Source organism: Aeromicrobium duanguangcaii, from assembly GCF_024508295.1.
Lineage (GTDB): Bacteria > Actinomycetota > Actinomycetes > Propionibacteriales > Nocardioidaceae > Aeromicrobium > Aeromicrobium duanguangcaii.
In genome coordinates, this window is record NZ_CP101990.1 from 2,308,324 (window position 1) to 2,324,342 (window position 16,019).

The 16,019-nt window shown below is 71.2% G+C and carries 16 protein-coding genes; 4 read left to right on the forward strand and 12 right to left on the reverse strand.

The genetic code is table 11. The features are described 5' to 3' along the window. Nucleotides 1-6: 6 nt before the first annotated feature. The 6 genes from NP095_RS11450 to NP095_RS11475 all read right to left on the reverse strand — a co-directional run bounded on the left by NP095_RS11450 (nucleotide 7) and on the right by NP095_RS11475 (nucleotide 6,170). The gene (locus tag NP095_RS11450) at nucleotides 7-1,053 is read right to left on the reverse strand and encodes an aldo/keto reductase (RefSeq protein WP_232418765.1); all 1,047 of its coding nucleotides are present in this window, start codon (nucleotides 1,051-1,053) and stop codon (nucleotides 7-9) included. Then, nucleotides 1,050-2,402, reverse strand: a complete 1,353-nt coding sequence (locus NP095_RS11455; RefSeq protein WP_232418764.1) for an LLM class flavin-dependent oxidoreductase — start codon at nucleotides 2,400-2,402, stop codon at nucleotides 1,050-1,052. Before NP095_RS11455 ends, NP095_RS11450 begins: the two co-directional genes overlap by 4 nt. Continuing rightward, a complete protein-coding gene (locus NP095_RS11460) occupies nucleotides 2,399-3,160 on the reverse strand; it encodes an ABC transporter ATP-binding protein (protein ID WP_232418763.1) in 762 nt (253 codons plus the stop codon). The genes NP095_RS11455 and NP095_RS11460 overlap by 4 nt, the downstream gene beginning before the upstream one ends. Beyond that, entirely contained in the window at nucleotides 3,157-3,993 is an 837-nt protein-coding gene (locus tag NP095_RS11465; RefSeq protein ID WP_232418762.1) for an ABC transporter permease, read from the reverse strand. The genes NP095_RS11460 and NP095_RS11465 overlap by 4 nt, the downstream gene beginning before the upstream one ends. After that, entirely contained in the window at nucleotides 3,993-5,045 is a 1,053-nt protein-coding gene (locus tag NP095_RS11470) for an ABC transporter substrate-binding protein (RefSeq protein ID WP_232418761.1), read from the reverse strand. Before NP095_RS11470 ends, NP095_RS11465 begins: the two co-directional genes overlap by 1 nt. Nucleotides 5,046-5,108: 63 nt before the next feature. Further along, nucleotides 5,109-6,170 (reverse strand): LLM class flavin-dependent oxidoreductase, encoded by a 1,062-nt coding sequence (locus tag NP095_RS11475; RefSeq protein ID WP_232418760.1) that lies wholly within the window; start codon nucleotides 6,168-6,170, stop codon nucleotides 5,109-5,111. A gap of 246 nt (nucleotides 6,171-6,416) precedes the next feature. Here NP095_RS11475 and NP095_RS11480 point away from each other — a divergent pair, with 246 nt between their 5' ends. After that, the gene (locus NP095_RS11480) at nucleotides 6,417-8,222 is read left to right on the forward strand and encodes a thiamine pyrophosphate-requiring protein (protein WP_232418759.1); all 1,806 of its coding nucleotides are present in this window, start codon (nucleotides 6,417-6,419) and stop codon (nucleotides 8,220-8,222) included. 15 nt (nucleotides 8,223-8,237) lie between these two features. Here NP095_RS11480 and NP095_RS11485 read toward each other — a convergent pair whose 3' ends face one another. Beyond that, on the reverse strand, nucleotides 8,238-8,921 hold the full coding sequence (locus NP095_RS11485) for an SDR family NAD(P)-dependent oxidoreductase (RefSeq protein ID WP_232418758.1): 684 nt from the start codon (nucleotides 8,919-8,921) through the stop codon (nucleotides 8,238-8,240). Nucleotides 8,922-9,061: 140 nt separating this feature from the next. Here NP095_RS11485 and NP095_RS11490 point away from each other — a divergent pair, with 140 nt between their 5' ends. Continuing rightward, on the forward strand, nucleotides 9,062-9,937 hold the full coding sequence (locus NP095_RS11490; RefSeq protein ID WP_232418757.1) for a helix-turn-helix domain-containing protein: 876 nt from the start codon (nucleotides 9,062-9,064) through the stop codon (nucleotides 9,935-9,937). Beyond that, on the forward strand, nucleotides 9,934-10,626 hold the full coding sequence (locus NP095_RS11495) for an NADPH-dependent F420 reductase (protein WP_232418756.1): 693 nt from the start codon (nucleotides 9,934-9,936) through the stop codon (nucleotides 10,624-10,626). Before NP095_RS11490 ends, NP095_RS11495 begins: the two co-directional genes overlap by 4 nt. Here NP095_RS11495 and NP095_RS11500 read toward each other — a convergent pair. Genes NP095_RS11500 through NP095_RS11520 form a run of 5 tightly spaced genes read right to left on the reverse strand, consistent with a single transcriptional unit; the run spans nucleotide 10,616 to nucleotide 12,932 of the window. After that, nucleotides 10,616-10,744 carry a hypothetical protein gene (locus tag NP095_RS11500; RefSeq protein WP_255669192.1) on the reverse strand — a complete coding sequence of 43 codons (129 nt, stop codon included), beginning with the start codon at nucleotides 10,742-10,744 and terminating at the stop codon, nucleotides 10,616-10,618. The two genes, NP095_RS11495 and NP095_RS11500, sit on opposite strands and share 11 nt — an antisense overlap. A 32-nt stretch (nucleotides 10,745-10,776) precedes the next feature. Further along, nucleotides 10,777-11,616 (reverse strand): alpha/beta fold hydrolase, encoded by an 840-nt coding sequence (locus NP095_RS11505; RefSeq protein WP_232418755.1) that lies wholly within the window; start codon nucleotides 11,614-11,616, stop codon nucleotides 10,777-10,779. A 10-nt stretch (nucleotides 11,617-11,626) separates the two neighbouring features. Continuing rightward, a complete protein-coding gene (locus NP095_RS11510; protein WP_232418754.1) occupies nucleotides 11,627-12,475 on the reverse strand; it encodes a protein kinase domain-containing protein in 849 nt (282 codons plus the stop codon). Continuing rightward, a complete protein-coding gene (locus NP095_RS11515; RefSeq protein WP_256766090.1) occupies nucleotides 12,472-12,696 on the reverse strand; it encodes a hypothetical protein in 225 nt (74 codons plus the stop codon). The genes NP095_RS11510 and NP095_RS11515 overlap by 4 nt, the downstream gene beginning before the upstream one ends. Before the next feature lie 5 nt (nucleotides 12,697-12,701). Next, nucleotides 12,702-12,932: an ATP-binding cassette domain-containing protein gene (locus tag NP095_RS11520; RefSeq protein WP_232418752.1), complete on the reverse strand. Its 231-nt coding sequence runs from the start codon at nucleotides 12,930-12,932 to the stop codon at nucleotides 12,702-12,704. Nucleotides 12,933-13,195: 263 nt separating this feature from the next. On the opposite strand from NP095_RS11520, the gene NP095_RS11525 reads away from it, so the two are divergent. Further along, nucleotides 13,196-16,012, forward strand: a complete 2,817-nt coding sequence (locus NP095_RS11525) for an ATP-binding protein (RefSeq protein WP_232418751.1) — start codon at nucleotides 13,196-13,198, stop codon at nucleotides 16,010-16,012. Nucleotides 16,013-16,019 lie beyond the last annotated feature (7 nt).

Here is a 16,019-nt window from a genome sequence, read left to right on the forward strand (position 1 = left end):
CCCCGCTCAACGCCGTCGCAGTGCCGCCTCGACCAGGGCCGGGGGCGCGTAGCCGCGATCGGCCTCGTTGAGCGTCGTGCCGGGCGGGACGATCTCGTCGATCCGGTCGAGGACATCCGGCGTCAGCAGCACCTTCTCGACGCCGAGCTGGGAGTCCAGCTGCTCGAGCGTGCGGGGGCCGATGATGGCCGACGACACCGCAGGGTGCGAGAGCACGAAGCCCAGGGCGAGATGGATCAGGGACAGGCCGGCCTCGTCGGCGAGCTCCTGCAACTGGTGCACCGCCTCGAGCTTGACCCGGTTCTCCGGCGAGCTCGGATCGTGCCGCGCCGGCTGGCGACGCAACCGACTGGAGGTGACCTGCGGCTCCTCACCGCGGCGGTAGCGACCCGAGAGCCACCCTCCCGCCAGCGGGCTCCACGGCAGCACGCCGAGGCCGTACTTCTGCGCCGTCGGCAGGATGTCGCGCTCGACCTCGCGGGCGAGGATCGAGTACGGCGGCTGCTCGCTGACGGGGCGCTCGCGCTGACGCCGCTCGGCGACCCACTGGGCCTCGACGACCTGCGACGGCAGGAACGTCGACGTGCCGATGTAGCGGATCTTGCCCTGCCGGACCAGATCCGTCAGGGCACCGAGCGTCTCGTCGATGTCGACCTCCGGACGCGGCCGGTGAACCTGGTAGAGGTCGATGTGGTCCGTCTGCAGTCGGCGCAGCGAGTTCTCGACCTCGCGGATGATCCAGCGCCGCGAGTTGCCCGCCTGGTTGGGGTCGTCGTCGTGCATCGACCCGTGGAACTTGGTCGCGAGGAAGACGTCATCGCGGCTGCCGGCGCGGGCCTGCAGCGCCTTGCCGACGATCTCCTCGGACTCGCCCCGGGCGTAGACGTCGGCCGTGTCGATGACGTTGATCCCGGCGTCGAGGGCGCGGTGGATGATCGCGATCGACTCGTCGTGATCCGGGTTGCCCCAGGCGCCGAACATCATCGCGCCGAGGGTGAGCGGGCTGACCCGCACTCCCGTGCGGCCGAACGGTCGGTAGTGGTCGAAGCTCATGCTGTCTCCTTCGTGAGGGTTGCTGCGGGCCGGGATGCGTACTGGCTGGCGGGGCGTTCGAGGCCGAGGTGGTCGCGCAACGTGCTGCCCTCGTACTCCGTGCGGAACAGGCCGCGTACGCGCAGGATCGGCACGACCTCCTCGATGAACACGTCGATGCCGCCCGGCAGCCACGGCGGCATCACGTTGAAGCCGTCGGCGGCGCCCTGCTCGGCCCACTGCTGGATCGTGTCGGCGACCTGGTCGGGCGTGCCCGTGACCACACGGTGACCCCGCGCGCCGGCCAGTCGGTGGCAGAGCTGGCGCAGGGTCGGCTGCTCACGCTCGACGATGTCCAGCACGAGCTGGAAGCGGCTGCCCTCGCTGCGCTCGACGTCCGCGTCGATAACCTCGCGCGGGAAGGGCCCGTCGAGGTCGTACGCCGAGAGGTCGACGCCGGTGAGGCGCTCCAGCTGCGCCAGCGAGTACTCCGGCTGCGTCAGGTCGTTGAACTGCTCATGCAGCTCCTCGGCCTCACGCGCGGTCGAGCTGATGAACGGACTGATCCCGGGTAGCACCTTGAGGCCCTGCGGATCGCGGCCCCCAGCCCGCGCCCGGGACTTGATGTCGGCATAGAACTCCTGCGCCGATTCCAGCGTCTGGTGCGCCGTGAAGATCGCCTCGGCCCACCGTGCGGCGAAGGCACGTCCGTCCTCGGACGACCCGGCCTGCACGTAGACCGGCCGGCCCTGCGGCGACCGGGGCGCGTTGAGCGGACCGGCGACGCGGAAGTGCTTGCCCACATGGTCGACGCGGTGGATCTTGTCGGTGTCGGCGAACAGCCCGCTGGCCCGGTCGGCGACGACCGCGTCGTCCTCCCAGCTGTCCCAGAGCTTGGTGATCACCTCGACGTACTCCTCGGCCCTCTCGTAGCGGTCGCGGTGGACCGGATGCGCGTCGAGGCCGAAGTTGAGCGCCGCGTTGGCCGCCCCCGTCGTGACGATGTTCCACCCGGCCCGACCCTTGCTGAGGTGGTCGAGTGCCGCGAACTGGCGCGCCAGGTTGTACGGCTCGGTGTACGTCGTCGACGCCGTGCCGATCACACCGATGCGCTCGGTGGCCGCCACGATCGCGGTCATCACGGTGATCGGCTCGAGCCGGAACCGCGCGGCGTACCGGATGTTCTCGGCCAGCGAGGGACCGTCGGCGAAGAAGACCGCGTCGAACTTCGCGGCCTCGGCCTTCTGCGCGAGCTCCTGGTAGTAGCCGATGTCCAGGATCCGATCGGTGTCGCTGTCGGGGTGACGCCACGCGGCCTCGTGGTGACCGTCGGGGTAGATGAACAGGTTGAGGTGGAGTTGGCGAGTCATGACGCGGTCCTCTCCTTGAGGTGGTCGCGCACGGGTCGGCCGGGCGCGTCGTGGTCGTCCTCGACGCCGAGCTCGGTGAGCAGCTGGGTGCGCAACCGCGCGAAGGCCGGGTCCGCCTGCGAGCGACGGCCCTCGATGTCGATGCGCGCGTCATGGCGCACGACGCCGTCGTCGAGCACGATCACCCGGTCGGCCAGGACGATCGCCTCGTCGACGTCGTGGGTGACCAGCAGCACCGCCGGCTGGTGGACCTCGCAGAGCTTGCGCAGCAGCGTGTGCATCCGGATCCGGGTGAGCGCGTCCAGGGCGCCGAAAGGCTCGTCGGCCAGCAGCAGCTGCGGGTCACGGACCAGCGACCGAGCCAGCGAGGCGCGCTGCTGCTCGCCGCCGGACAGCTCGTGGGGCCACGCCCGCTCGCGGCCGGCGAGGCCGACCTCGGCCAGCGCCTCCGAGCCGCGGCGGGCCGCGTCGTCGGCCCGCAGGCCGAGGGTGACGTTGCCGAGGAGCCGCTTCCACGGCAGCAGCCGCGAGTCCTGGAAGACGACCGAGACCTTCTCGGGCACCTCGATCCGGCCGGTGCCGGCGACTCCGCGGTCCAGGCCCGCGAGGGCCCGCAACAGCGTGCTCTTGCCCGAGCCACTGCGACCCAGCAGGGCCACGAACTCGCCCGGGGCGATCTCGAGGTCGAGGCCGTTGAGCACACCGCCGGCCTCGTTGAAGCTGCGATGCAGACCGTGGACCCGGACGGCCGGGGTCAACTGGCGAGCGTACGGCGCCATGAGAGTGCCTTCCTTTCGATGAGGCGGACCGCCGCGTCGGCGGTGACGCCGAGCAGCGCGTAGACGACCAGGCCGACGACGATGATGTCCGTCTGCCCGTAGTTGGAGGCGAGCGTGATCATGTGGCCGATCCCGCTCGTGGCGTTGATGACCTCGACGACCACCAGCGCCAGCAGCGACGACGTCACCGCGAAGCGCATGCCCAGCAGGAAGCCGGGCATGGCGCCGGGAAGCACGACGTGACGGATGAACTCCGCGCGCGTGACGCCCAGCGTCTCGGCCAGCTCGGCGTACCTGCCCTCGATGGTGCGCAGGCCGTTGTGGGTGTGGATGTACACCGGCACGAAGACGGCCAGCGCGATGGTGATGACCTTGAAGGGCTCGCCGATGCCCAGCCACAGGATGAGCAGCGGGATGAGCGCCAGGGTCGGGATCGAGCGCTTGACCTGGATCGGCCCGTCGATGAGCGACTCCCCGATGCGGGACAGCCCCGAGATCAGCGCCAGCACGGTGCCGACCGCGACACCCAGGCCGAGGCCGAGAGCGGCCCGGACCCCGGAGGTGACCAGGCTGTCCTGGAGCCGGCCGTTCTCGATGAGCGTGCCGGCCGTCTCCACCACGGTCCACGGCTCGGTGAGGTTGCGCGGGTCGATCAGCCCGGTGGCCGAGCCGCCGGCCCACGTCGCCAGCAACGCGACGATGCCGATGAGGCCGCCGAACCGGATGGGGTCGCCCGGCCCGAGCCGGCGCTGCGTGGGACGGACGTCCTCCGCTGTGCCGGCCGGACGGGTGGGTGCGGTGAGCGTGGCCATCAGGACGCCCCCACCGCGTCGGCGATGACCTTCTCGTAGCGGCGGTCGTAGAGGGTCTCCGCCTCGAGCGGCTCCTGGTCCTGGGCCTCGACCAGCGTGTCGACGGTCTGCTGGTGCCGGGCGATGAACTCGTCCCAATCGGCCAGGACCCGGTGGGCGCCGATCGCCTGGACGACGTAGGCGGCGTCCTCGGGCGAGAGTCCCTCGTGGTCGACGTAGAACGCCTTCGCGAACTCGTCCGGATGCTCGGAGATCCAGGCCTGCGCCTGGGTCCACGCCACCACGTACTCCTTGATCGCGGCCGCCTTGTCGGCGTCCTCCAGGACCGTGGTGGGGGCGTAGAGCGTCCAGGCGTCGTCGCGCACGCCCGGGTCGATGGTGCTGGCGCCGTCCCGCTCGTACTTCGCGAGGTACGTCTTCGCGAGCGTCTGGCCCAGCGGAGCCACGTCGACCTGCTTGCCTGCCAGGGCCACCGAGAAGGCGTCGTCGACGCTCTGCATCTCGACGAACTCGACGTCGTCCTGGCTCAGGCCGGCCTCGCGCAGGACGTTGAGCACGAGCGCGCCCTGGGCCTGGCCCGGGCTGTAGGCGATCTTCTTGCCCTTGAGGTCCTTCGCCGTCCTGACCTTGGCGCCCGGTGCCACACCGAGCTCGTAGACCGGGTGGTTCGCCGGGTCGGCCGACTCGCGCGCGGCGACGATCCGGACGTCGGTGCCGGTCCAGTGAGCGAACAGCGGCGGGATGTCGGCCACCGAGCCGATGTCGATCGCGTCGGCTCGGAAGGCCTCGAGGGTCTTGGGGCCGCCGGTGATGTTGGCCCACTCGACCTTGACGTCGAGCTCGGCGATGAGACCCGAGGTCTCGAGCGCCACCTGCGTGGCCGGGTCGCCGACCCGCAGCACCGTGTCGGCGGCGGGCGCATCCGGGAGCGCGGCGGTCAGGGCCAGCGTGGCGCCGGGGTCGTCGCTGCCGCAACCGGACAACGCGACCAGGCCGAGGGGGGCCGCCAGGGCGGCGCGGATCAGGGGGCGGGACAGCCCTCGTCGTGACATCACAGTTCTCCTAGGTGCGAAACGGGTGGTGGTGGGACGTCGGAAGCGTGGGGAGGTCATGGCTCAGGCCGACCCCAGCAGCGGCAGCAGCGAGTCGCCGATGCGCGCGATCTCGCGCTCGTAGGGCGTGTCACTGAGCACGAAGTGCGTGACGCCGAGGTCGGCGTAACGGCGCAGGGCCTTGGCCACCTCGTCGGCGGAGCCGACCAACCAGGTGCTGCCGGCGCCGCCACCGCCGACGCGCGCCGGTGCTGTGTAGAGGCAGTCGTCGAGCACGTCGCCCTGGTGCGCGAGGTCGATCAGCCGCTGCTGCCCCACGGCGACGCGGCGGCCGGGGTCGGCCGCCCACTCGTCGCGTCCGGCGGCCATGGCGGCGACGCGAGCCTGCGCGTCCGCCCAGGCCTCCTCGGTCGTGTCGCGCACGAGCGTGGTGATGCGGAGCCCGAACTCCAAGGGCGGCAGGTCACGGTCGAGCGCGGCGCTGAGGCTCCTCAGCCGGTCGATCCGCGCCTCGACACCGTCGAGCGGCTCCCCCCAGAACAGCTGCACGTCGGCCTCGGCCGCGGCGGTGCGCTGGGCGGCCTCGGAGGCGCCGCCGAAGTAGAGCTGCGGGTGCGGGCGACCCGGACGCGCGACGGGCCTGTGCTCCAGACTCGCCTCGGTGGCCCGGTAGTACTCCCCCTCGAAGGTGATCGCGTCCTCGGTCCACAGCCGGCGGACCAGCCGCATGAACTCACGGGTGCGGGCGTACCGCTGGGCCTGGTCGCCCTCGTCGTCGCCGTACTGCGCCTGGTGGTCGGCGCCCGAGACGATGTTGACCTTCACGCGTCCGCCGCTCAGCTGGTCGAGCGTGGCCGCGGAGGAGGCGAAGTGGGCCGGCTCCCAGTACCCCGGCCGGATCGCGATGAGCGGATTGAAGGTCTCGGTGCCCGCCGCCAGCGCGGTGGCGACGGTGAACGTGTCCGGGCGCTTCCAGCCGGTGCCGATGAGCGCACCGCCCCAGCCGTGCTCCTCGACGGAGCGCGCCAGCTGCGTCAGACGACGGAGGCCGTTGTGGTCCTCGACGGTGTCGTCCAGCCGGTGACCGGGGTCCACCTGATTGGGGATGTACCACAGGAACTCCATGCGAGAACCCTTTCTGACGTTTGTCTATCGAGTTAGTACACAATCAGAGAAAGGGCCTTCCGAGTCGGGCGTTCACTCTGCAAGACGCCCGGAGAACGGCGGGAAATGAGGTATCGGCGGGCCACGGCTCCCACCGGTCGTGGAGCGGACTCGGCAGCACGGTCCCGCTCCCCTCCTCGTTTGTCACCACGCGCAACGGGTACAGGACGAGAACCCAGTACCGACGCAGCGGAAGGACGGACCCACATGGCAGACGACGGGAGCCAGAGCCAGCCCGAGCGGCTGGTCGCCGACCTGGTGGTCGAGCGCCTGCGCGCCTGGGGCGTGCACCGCACCTTCGGCTACTCCGGAGACGGCATCAACGGCCTCATGGGTGCGCTGCGCCGCGCCGGGGGCGATCCCGCGTTCGTCCAGGCGCGGCACGAGGAGAACGCCGCGCTCATGGCGGTCGGTCACGCCAAGTACACCGGCGGTGTGGGCGTCATGATCAGTACGCAGGGCCCGGGCGCCGTGCACCTGCTCAACGGGCTCTACGACGCCAAGCTCGACCACCAGCCCGTCGTCGCCATCGTCGGCCAGCAGCCCACCACCGCGCTCGGGGCGGAGTACCAGCAGGAGATCGACCTGAGCGCCCTGTTCAAGGACGTCGCGGCACAGTACGTCCAGGCCGTGCTCGCGCCGGAGCAGGCCGGCATGGTCGTGGACCGAGCGTTCAGGACGGCGCTGGCGACCAGGTCGCCGTGTGTCGTGATCCTCCCCCATGACGTGCAGGTCGCGCCGGCGCCCGAGGAACCGCCGCACGAACACGGCGTCGTGCCCACCACGCCGCAGTGGCGTCCGCCGCGCGTCATCCCGGCCGACAGCGACCTGGCCGAGGCCGCCGATGTGCTGAATGCCGGTGCGCGCGTCGCCCTCCTGGTCGGTCAGGGCGCCCGCGACGCGGGCGACCTGGTGCGCGAGGTGGCCGAGCGGCTCGGCGCGGGCGTCACCACGAGCCTGCTGGGCAAGCCGTGGTGGGACGAGACCCTGCCGATCAGCTGTGGCGTCATGGGCCACCTCGGCACGACCGCCTCCGGGTGGCTGATGGACCAGTGCGACACCCTGCTCATGATCGGCACCAACGACCCCTGGACCGAGTTCTATCCCGCGCCCGGCCAGGCCCGAGCGGTGCAGATCGACATCGACGGGCGCCATCTGGGCAACCGCTACCCCGTCGACGTGGGTCTGGTCGGCGACGCCACCGAGACGCTCACCGCGCTCCTGCCGCTGCTGAAGGAGAGGTCGGACACGGCCTGGCGGACCGACGTGGTCGAGCAGGTCGAGCGCTGGCATCGCATCGCCGAGGAGCGCGCGGGCACCGACGCCGTGCCGCTCAGTCCCGAGCGCGTGGTTCGCGCCCTCACGCCGCGCCTGCCCTCCGACGCGCAGGTCAGTGTCGACGTGGGTTCGGTCGTCTACTGGTACGCCCGGCACCTGACCCTGCCCCCGGGGGTCCAGGCGCACCTCTCGTCCACGCTGGCCTCGATGGGCTCGGGCCTGCCGTACGGCCTGGCGGCCAAGCTGGACGCCCCCGACCGACCGGTCGTCGCGCTCGTCGGCGACGGCGCCATGCAGATGAACGGCATCGCCGAACTGGTCACCGTCGCCTCGCGTTGGCAGGACTGGGCCGATCCTCGCTTCGTCGTGCTCGTGCTCAACAACCGCGACCTGGCCGAGGTGACGTGGGAGCAGCGCGAGACCGAGGGCGATCCTCGCTACGACGTCAGCCAGTCGCTGCCGGACTTCCCCTACGCGGGGTACGCCGACCTGCTGGGTCTGACCGGGATCCGGGTCGAGCGCCCCGAGGACGTCGACGCGGCGTGGGATCGCGCACTCGGGGCGGACCGCCCCGTCGTCATCGAGGCGATCGTCGACCCCGACGTGCCCCTGCTGCCTCCGTTCCCGGCGGGCGAGGAGAAGCTCGAGAGCTTCCACCGCGCGCTCGACCAGGAGGACGACGCCGAGCATGCCCGGGACCTGCTCGACCAGCAGGCCGCGCAGGAGACGGACTGAGCCCGGCGCCCCGAGTCACCAGGGCAGCACGCCGGACTCGTCCTGCAGGGTCCCCGTCGGCCCGTCGGCGCCGATGGTCGCCAGCTCGACGACCGTCTTGGCGCTGATCTCGACAGGTCGGCCGCCGGGCATGCCCGCGGTCAGCTCGGTGTCCGTGAAGCCCGGCTCGAGCGCGTTGAGCTTGATCGTGGGCTCGGCCTTCGCGTACTGCAGCGTCAGCATCGTCGCGGCCGCCTTCGACGCGGCGTAGAGCGCCGCCGGGACGGAGTACTCCATGCGCTCGGGGTTCGTGACGGCCCAGAACGACCCCATGCTGCTCGACACCGTCACGACCACCGCGTGCGAGGACCGGCGCAGCAGCGGCAGTGCGGCCTCGGTCACCCGCACGATGCCGACCGCGTTGGTGTCGAAGACCCGCAGCGCCGTCGGGCCGTCGACCTCGTCGGTGAGGATTCCGGCGTTGTGGACGAGCACGTCGAGGTGCCCCTCCTCGGACTCGATCGTCGCCAGCGCCGACGCGACCGACGCGTCGTCCGTGACGTCCAGCTGCACGAAGCGCGCGCCGATCTCGGCCGCGGCCCGCTCGCCGCGCTCGGGGTCGCGGGCACCGACATAGACCTGGTGGCCGAGTGCCACCAACTGCCTGGCGGCCTCGTGGCCGATGCCTCGGTTGGCTCCCGTGATCAACGTGACGGTCATGTGATTCCCTCTCGGTCGACGGCCCCTGATCGGGCCACTGACGACGCTAGGCAGGGCCGGTGGGCCGAGCCAGAGTCCTGCCCATCCGGGGGTGTGGCAGGACCCCCTCACCACGCGGGTGCGCGACCTACGATCAGGACATGACGCCGTCGACGAACCACCTGGGTGACTACCTGCGCGCCCGCCGAGGCCTCGTGAAGCCCGAGGACGCCGGCATCCCCGACGTCGGGATCCGCCGCGTGCCCGGGCTGCGCCGCGAGGAGGTGGCGATGCTCGCCGGTATCAGCGCCGACTACTACCTGCGCCTCGAGCGCGGCAAGGACCGCCGGCCGTCCGTGCAGGTCCTCGAGTCGATCGCCCGGGTGCTCCAGCTCGACGCCGAGCACCTCGACTACCTGATGACGCTGACGGCCGACAAGCCCCGTCAGCGACGACGTCGCCCGCGGCGCCAGACCGTGCCGCGCGGGGCGCACCAGCTGCTGATGTCGCTGGCCCAGCCGGCTTTCATCGAGGACCGCTACTTCGACATCCTGGCCGCCAATCCGCTGGCCACGGCGCTCTCCCCCCGGATGGCCGAGGGCGGCAACCAGATGCGCGACATGTTCCTCGACCCGGCCGAGCAGGCGCTGTACCCGCAGTGGCAGAAGGTCACGAACTGCTTCATCGCGAACCTGCGCCAGTCCGTGGGCACCGACGTCGACGACCCCCGGTTCATCGAGCTCGCCGGCGAGCTGTCGCTGGCCAGCCCGTGGTTCCGCGAGCTCTGGGCGCTCCACGACGTCAAGGGCCAGGAGGGCACGCCGCTGCTGTTCGACCACCCCGAGGTCGGCGAGATGACCCTCAACCGCGAGCGGCTCGCCATCGGCGGATCCGACGGCCTCCACCTGGTCGTGTTCCATCCGGACCCCGGCAGCCAGGACGCGGAAAAGCTCGCGATCCTCGCATCGTCGGCACTGCCCGTGGCCGTGGCGCAGCCGCACTCCCCCGACCTCTCCACCCGGGAGTCCCGCGCGTGACCACCTTCGGCATCCTCGGCGCCGGTCAGGCCGGCGCGACGCTCGCCCGCGTGTCGGTGGACGCCGGTTACGACGTCGTGATCGCGAACTCGCGGGGTCCCGAGACCCTGGCCGGTCTTGTCCGAGAGCTGGGCCCGAAGGCGCGGGCGGCGACCGTCTCCGAGGCGGCGGCCGCGGCCGACTTCGCGATCCTGGCGTTCCCCTACGTGCCCGGCACCCGCCTACCGGTCGAGGACCTGGCCGGCAAGGTCGTCATCGACAACAACAACTACATGGTCTGGCGCGACGGCCACTACCCCGAGGTCGACTCAGGGCAGAAGACGGTCCACGAGCTGCGCCAGGAGCAGCTGCCGGCGTCGAAGATCGTGAAGGCGTTCAGCCACGTCCAGTTCCACGAGCGTCACCCGATCCGCGTCCCGAGCGACCGGCTGCCGGCGATCGTCCGCCTGGCCTGGCCCGCGGGCGCACCCGATCGCAAGGCCCTGGTCGTCTCCAGCGACCACCCCGAGGCGGTCGAGTTCGTCACCGCCTTCTACGACGATCTGGGCTTCGACGCGGTGGACAACAGCCCGCTGAGCGAGTCGTGGCGCAGCGCCCCCGGCACGCCGATGTGGAAAGGCAGCGTCGACGGGCAGAGCCGTGACGAGTTGATCGCGAACCTGAAGCGCGCGGAGCGGGTCATCGCCTAGCGCCGCCGGGGTCGGCGGCGAGGACCACCACGGCGTCGAGGGCGATCCACAGCCATCGCCTCCGCGAGGGGAAGGACCACGGTCGCGGGGAGTCGTGCTCCTCATCCCGAGGGCTCATCGCGCCCTTCCTCTCGGCGACCGGTGAACCGTTCAGCCGAGGAAGGACAGCAGCGCGGTGTTGACCTCGTCCGCGTGCGTCCACAGCAGCCCGTGCGGTGCGTCCTCGACCTCCACGTAGACGGCGTCCGGGAGCAGCTCGCGGAACCGCCGCGCCGTCGCGTCGATGGGCAGGATGTTGTCCGCGGTGCCGTGCAGGATCAGGGTGGGCTTGCCGCTCGCGCGGACCGCCTCCACATCCTCGCGGAAGTCCTCGATCCCCGAGGAGACGACCGCGTGCGCGCCCACCGGGGCGCTCGAGACGGCGATGTTCCAGTTGGCGGTCGCGACCTCCTGGCTGAGCCGGCTGCCGAAGCTCTCGGCGAGGTAGTAGAAGTCGGAGAAGAACTGCGTGTACCAGGCGTAGCCGTCGGACTTCGCCGCCAGCTCGATCTCGTCGAAGACCTTGCCCGGCACGCCACCGGGGTTGTCGTCGGCATCGACCGGGTAGGGCTCCAAGGAGGCCAGGAACGCCAGCTTCGCGATCCGCTCGTGCCCATACGTCGAGACGTAGCGGGCCAGCTCGCCCGTGCCCATCGAGAAGCCGACGAGGACGACGTCGCGCAGGTCCAGGGCGCTCAGCACGACGTGCAGGTCGGCGGCGAGCGTGTCGTAGTCGTATCCCGACCCGGCCTTGGACGACGGTCCGAACCCGCGGCGGTCGTACGCGATGACGCGGTACCCCGCTTCGAGCAGCGCCCGGGTCTGGCGCCCCCAGCTGTGCCCGTCCAACGGGTAGCCCCGGATCAGCACGACGGGCTGCCCCTGCCCCTGGTCCTCGTAGTAGAACTCGATCGGCGTGCTGTTCTCGGTTCCGACGGTGATGAATCCCATGAGCTGCTCCTTACTCGGTCGACCGTGCTGTGGCGATGGCCAGCAGGGCCTCCCGGAACGCTCGCGCGCTCGAGAACCGATCCCTGCGGTTCTTGGCCAGTGCCCTCGCGAGCACGGCATCGAGGCCGGCGACGGACGTGCCGGCCGCCGGCGGCTCCTCGTGGAGGTGTTGGTACGTGACCGAGATCGGATCGCCGACGAAGGGCGGACGCCCCGTCAGCAGCTCGTGGAGCAGGCATCCCGCCGAGTAGAGATCGCTCGCGGCGTCGAGCGGCTCGCCGAGGACCTGCTCAGGCGACAGATACCCGGGCGTCCCGAGGAACTGCAAGGTCTCGCTGATCTCATCGGCCCGCTCGCCACTGGCACGCGCGATCCCGAAGTCCAGGAGCTTCACGGCGCCCTCGGGTGTGACCATCACGTTGGCCGGCTTGACGTCGCAGTGGACGACACCGGCCCGATGGCTGAACTCCAGGGCCGAGAAGAGCCCGACCTGGTACGCGATCGCCTGCTCGACGGTCACGCTGCCGGCCCTCAGGATCTCGCGCAGGGATCGGCCGGCGACGAGCTCCATGACGATGAACGGCACCCGGGCCCCGTCCGCCGGGCCCCCGGCTCCGGTGTCGTACCCGGTGTCGATGATCGAGACGATCGCGGGGTGGTCGAGCCCGGCCATGGTCTGTGCCTCACGGCGAAACCGGGACCGGAACAGTGGATCCTCGGCCAACTCCTGGCGGAGCACCTTGATGGCGACGCAGTCCCCCGAGGGGATGTCGCGACCGCAGTGGACGTGGGCCATGCCGCCGTGGCCGATCACGTCCCCCATCTCGTAGCGCCCGTCGAGGACCCGGTGCACCGTCATCGGCGCGGCTCCCAGCGGAAGAACCGGGCGGCCAGGACGACGGCCACGACGACCCATCCCACGCTCTGCAGCAGCAACTGCGGTGAGTCGGTCAGGGGCATGCCGCCGTCCCAGGCGCCGACGACCACCTCGGTGGCGGCGCCGCCCGGCAGCAGCCGTTCGACCTCGGCGAAGTCGGTCGTACCGGTGAGCCCGACCCAGCCGGCGACCCCGATCATCATCGCGGTCAGCATGGCCGTCTGTCCCGAGGGCTCTCACCGAGGATCCGCACGATGTCCGAAGCGGCCCGGCGGTGTCCCTCGATCACCTCGAGGGTCGAGGTCTTGCCGGCACCGTTGGTGCCGAGCAGGGCGTAGAGCTCGCCACGTCGCACCTGGAAAGAGAGCTCTTTCACCGCGGGGAACTCGTCGTACGTGACGAAAAGGTCGGCGACATCGATGACTGGACTGGTGCACATGTGCACTCTTCCCATGGAAAAAGGGGTAGGGCCTCGGGTGCCCTGGCGCCGTGGTCTCGATGCCGTCGTCCTCAGGCTTGTGCGGCAGGCGCCGGTCTCGCGTCGGTGAGAGTCCCGTAGTCCGTCACCGATCCTGGCCCGGACACCCGAACCACGTACACCCAGCGGACCAAGGTCTGGCAGGGTGAGGGACACATCGGTGACCATCACCTTCTCGGGTACGCACCAGGGGCTGTTCTCGGGTACGCACCAGGGCTGGCGCCATGGGCGGAGCTACGGGACGGGGAACGAGCTTGAAGGACCTCTTCGGCGGAACTACGGGACGAGGGACGAGCTTGAAGGACCTCTTCGGCAGACGCGCGGAACGAGAGGCCATCGAGCGCCTGCTCGCGCGCGCACGGTCCGGGAAGAGCGGGACACTCGTCGTGCGAGGAGAGGCCGGGATCGGCAAGACCGCTCTCCTGGAGTATGCCCGAGACACCGCCAGCCGATCCGGGTTCCGGGTCGAGACCTTGACCGGCGTGCCGTCCGAGACCCAGTTCGCCTTCGCGGGCCTGCACCAGCTGTGCGCCCGGCTGATGGACCGGGCCGATGCGCTGCCCGCCCCGCAGCGAGCCGCTCTCGGCGTGGTCTTCGGGCTCCGGGCCGGGCCGGCGCCGGACCGGTTCCTCGTGGGCTTGGCCATCCTCAGTCTCCTGGCCGAGGTGGCGGAGGAGGAAGGTCTGGTGTGTCTCGTCGACGACGCACAGTGGCTCGACGAGGCCTCCTCCCAGGTCCTGACGTTCGCGGCCCGGCGACTGGGGGCCGAACGGCTGGTCCTGGTGTTCGCCGTGCGCGACTCCACCGAGGGCGACGCCCTCCCCTTCACCGGGATGCCCGAAGTTCGCCTCGGGCCCCTCGCCGAGCACGATGCACAGGCCCTGCTGACGGCAGCTGCCCCCGCCCTGCTCGATGAGGCCGTCCGTGACCGGATCGTGGCCGAGGCGCGCGGCAATCCGCTGGCACTGCTGGAGCTGCCCATGAGTGCGCCGCCAACCCGGTGGGCCGGTGGGTACGAGACGCCCGACCTGGCCGATGCCCCCAGCCGTGTCGAGGACAGCTTCCGGCGCCGTTCGAGCAACCTGCCGGCCGAGACCCAACTGCTGCTGCTGGTGGCCGCAGCCGAGCCGACCGGTGAGGTCGCTCTGCTGTGCCGCGCGACCGAGGCGTTGGGGATCGCCAGTGAGGCGTCCGCTCCCGCCGAGGCCGCAGGTCTGCTGGACATCGACACCCGCGTCCGGTTCCGCCATCCGTTGGTGCGCTCGGCGGTGTACCGGACCGCCCACGCCTCGGATCGCCGTCGCGCCCACCGCGCACTGGCCGAGGCGACCGATCCGCGTCTGGACCCGGACCGGCGGGCCTGGCACCAGGCGCAGGCCGTGCTGGGCGTCGACGAGAAGGCTGCAGCGGAGCTCGAGCACTCGGCCGAGCGGGCCCGCGCCCGGGGCGGCCTGGCTGCGGCCGCGGCGTTCCTCGAGCGCGCTACCGAGCTGACGCCGGATGAGGCCGAGCGGGCGCGGCGTGCCCTGGAGGCCGCGCACGCCAAGCACGAGGCGGGCGCGTACGACGTCGCTCTGGACCTGCTCAGGCTCGCGTCGGCCGGACCACTGGACGCCCTGCAGGATGCCCGCGCCGAACAACTGCGGGCCCAGATCGAGTTCCACACCACCCGCGGGAGCGAGGTGCCGGGAATGTTGCTGGACGCCGCCGAGACGCTGGCACCCCTCGATCCCACTCTGTCGCGCGAGACCTACCTGTACGCGCTCACCGCGGCGATCCACGCCGGTTCACTCGCGCGAGGTCGCGGCCTGCCGGAGGCAGCCAAGGCCGCCGCCGAGGACGCGCCGGCCCAGTCGGGACCACCGGGCGCCGTCGACCTGCTCCTGGACGGGCTGTCCACGAGGTTCACCCAAGGATTCGAGGCGAGCGTCCCCAGCCTTCAAGGAGCCTTGCAGGCCTTGCGCAGCGACGACTCGCGAGACGACGTCGACGGCCGCTGGCTGTGGCTGGCCTGCCACGTCGCCGCGGTGCTGTGGGACGACCGGGCGCTCTATGACCTGGCCGATCGTGCAGTTCGCCTGGCGCGCGAGTCCGGCAGTCTGGCCACGCTTCCCGGCGTGCTCAACTCGGTGGCGTCGGTACTCGTGCTCTTCGGCGAGCTCACGCGGGCCGCCGCGCTGGCCCAGGAGGAGAGCGCGATCACCCAGGCCATCGGGGTGCCCCCGCTGTCGAACGCCCGGCTCATGCTGGCGGCCTGGAGCGGTCGGCACCGCGAGGCCCTGGACCTGTACGCCACGATGGTCCAGGAGGCGACGGAGCGCGGCGAGGCCACCTCGATCGACCAGGCCCAGGCCACGATCGCGGCGATGCACAACGGCCTCGGCAACTACGAGGAAGCCCTCACCTTCGCGATCGGACCCTGCTCGTCCGAAGAGATGGCCTTGACCAGCCTGGCGCTGCCCGAGCTCATCGAAGCCGCGACCCGGTCCGGCGATCACGAGCGTGCGCGCGCCGCGTCGGACCTGCTCAGCAGGCGCACGCGCGCGAGCGGTGCCCCGTTCGGGCTCGGGCTGGCCGCCTGCGGACGAGCCCTGATCAGTACCGGCGCCGAAGCCGAGGAGCACTATCTCGAGGCGATCGAGTTGCTCGGCCGCACTCAGATGGCCGTGTTCCTCGCTCGCGCTCACCTGGTGTACGGCGAGTGGCTGCGCCGCGAAGGACGCCGCGAGGAGGCTCGCGAGCAGCTCCGTACGGCGCACGAGAAGCTGTCCGCCATGGGTACGGAGGCGTTCGCCGAGCGCGCCGCCCGCGAGCTGCGCGCGACCGGTGAGCACCCCCGCAGCCGGACCGCGCAGCCGACCGACGCGCTCACTGCCCAGGAGCTCCACATCTCGCGGCTCGTGGCCACCGGCGCGACCTCGCGGGAGATCGGAGCCCAACTGTTCCTCAGCCCCCGCACGATCGAGGCCCACCTGCGCAACATCTTCCGCAAGCTCGGCATCACGTCGCGGCGCCAGCTCAAGGACTTCCAGCTGCAGTGACCGGGCG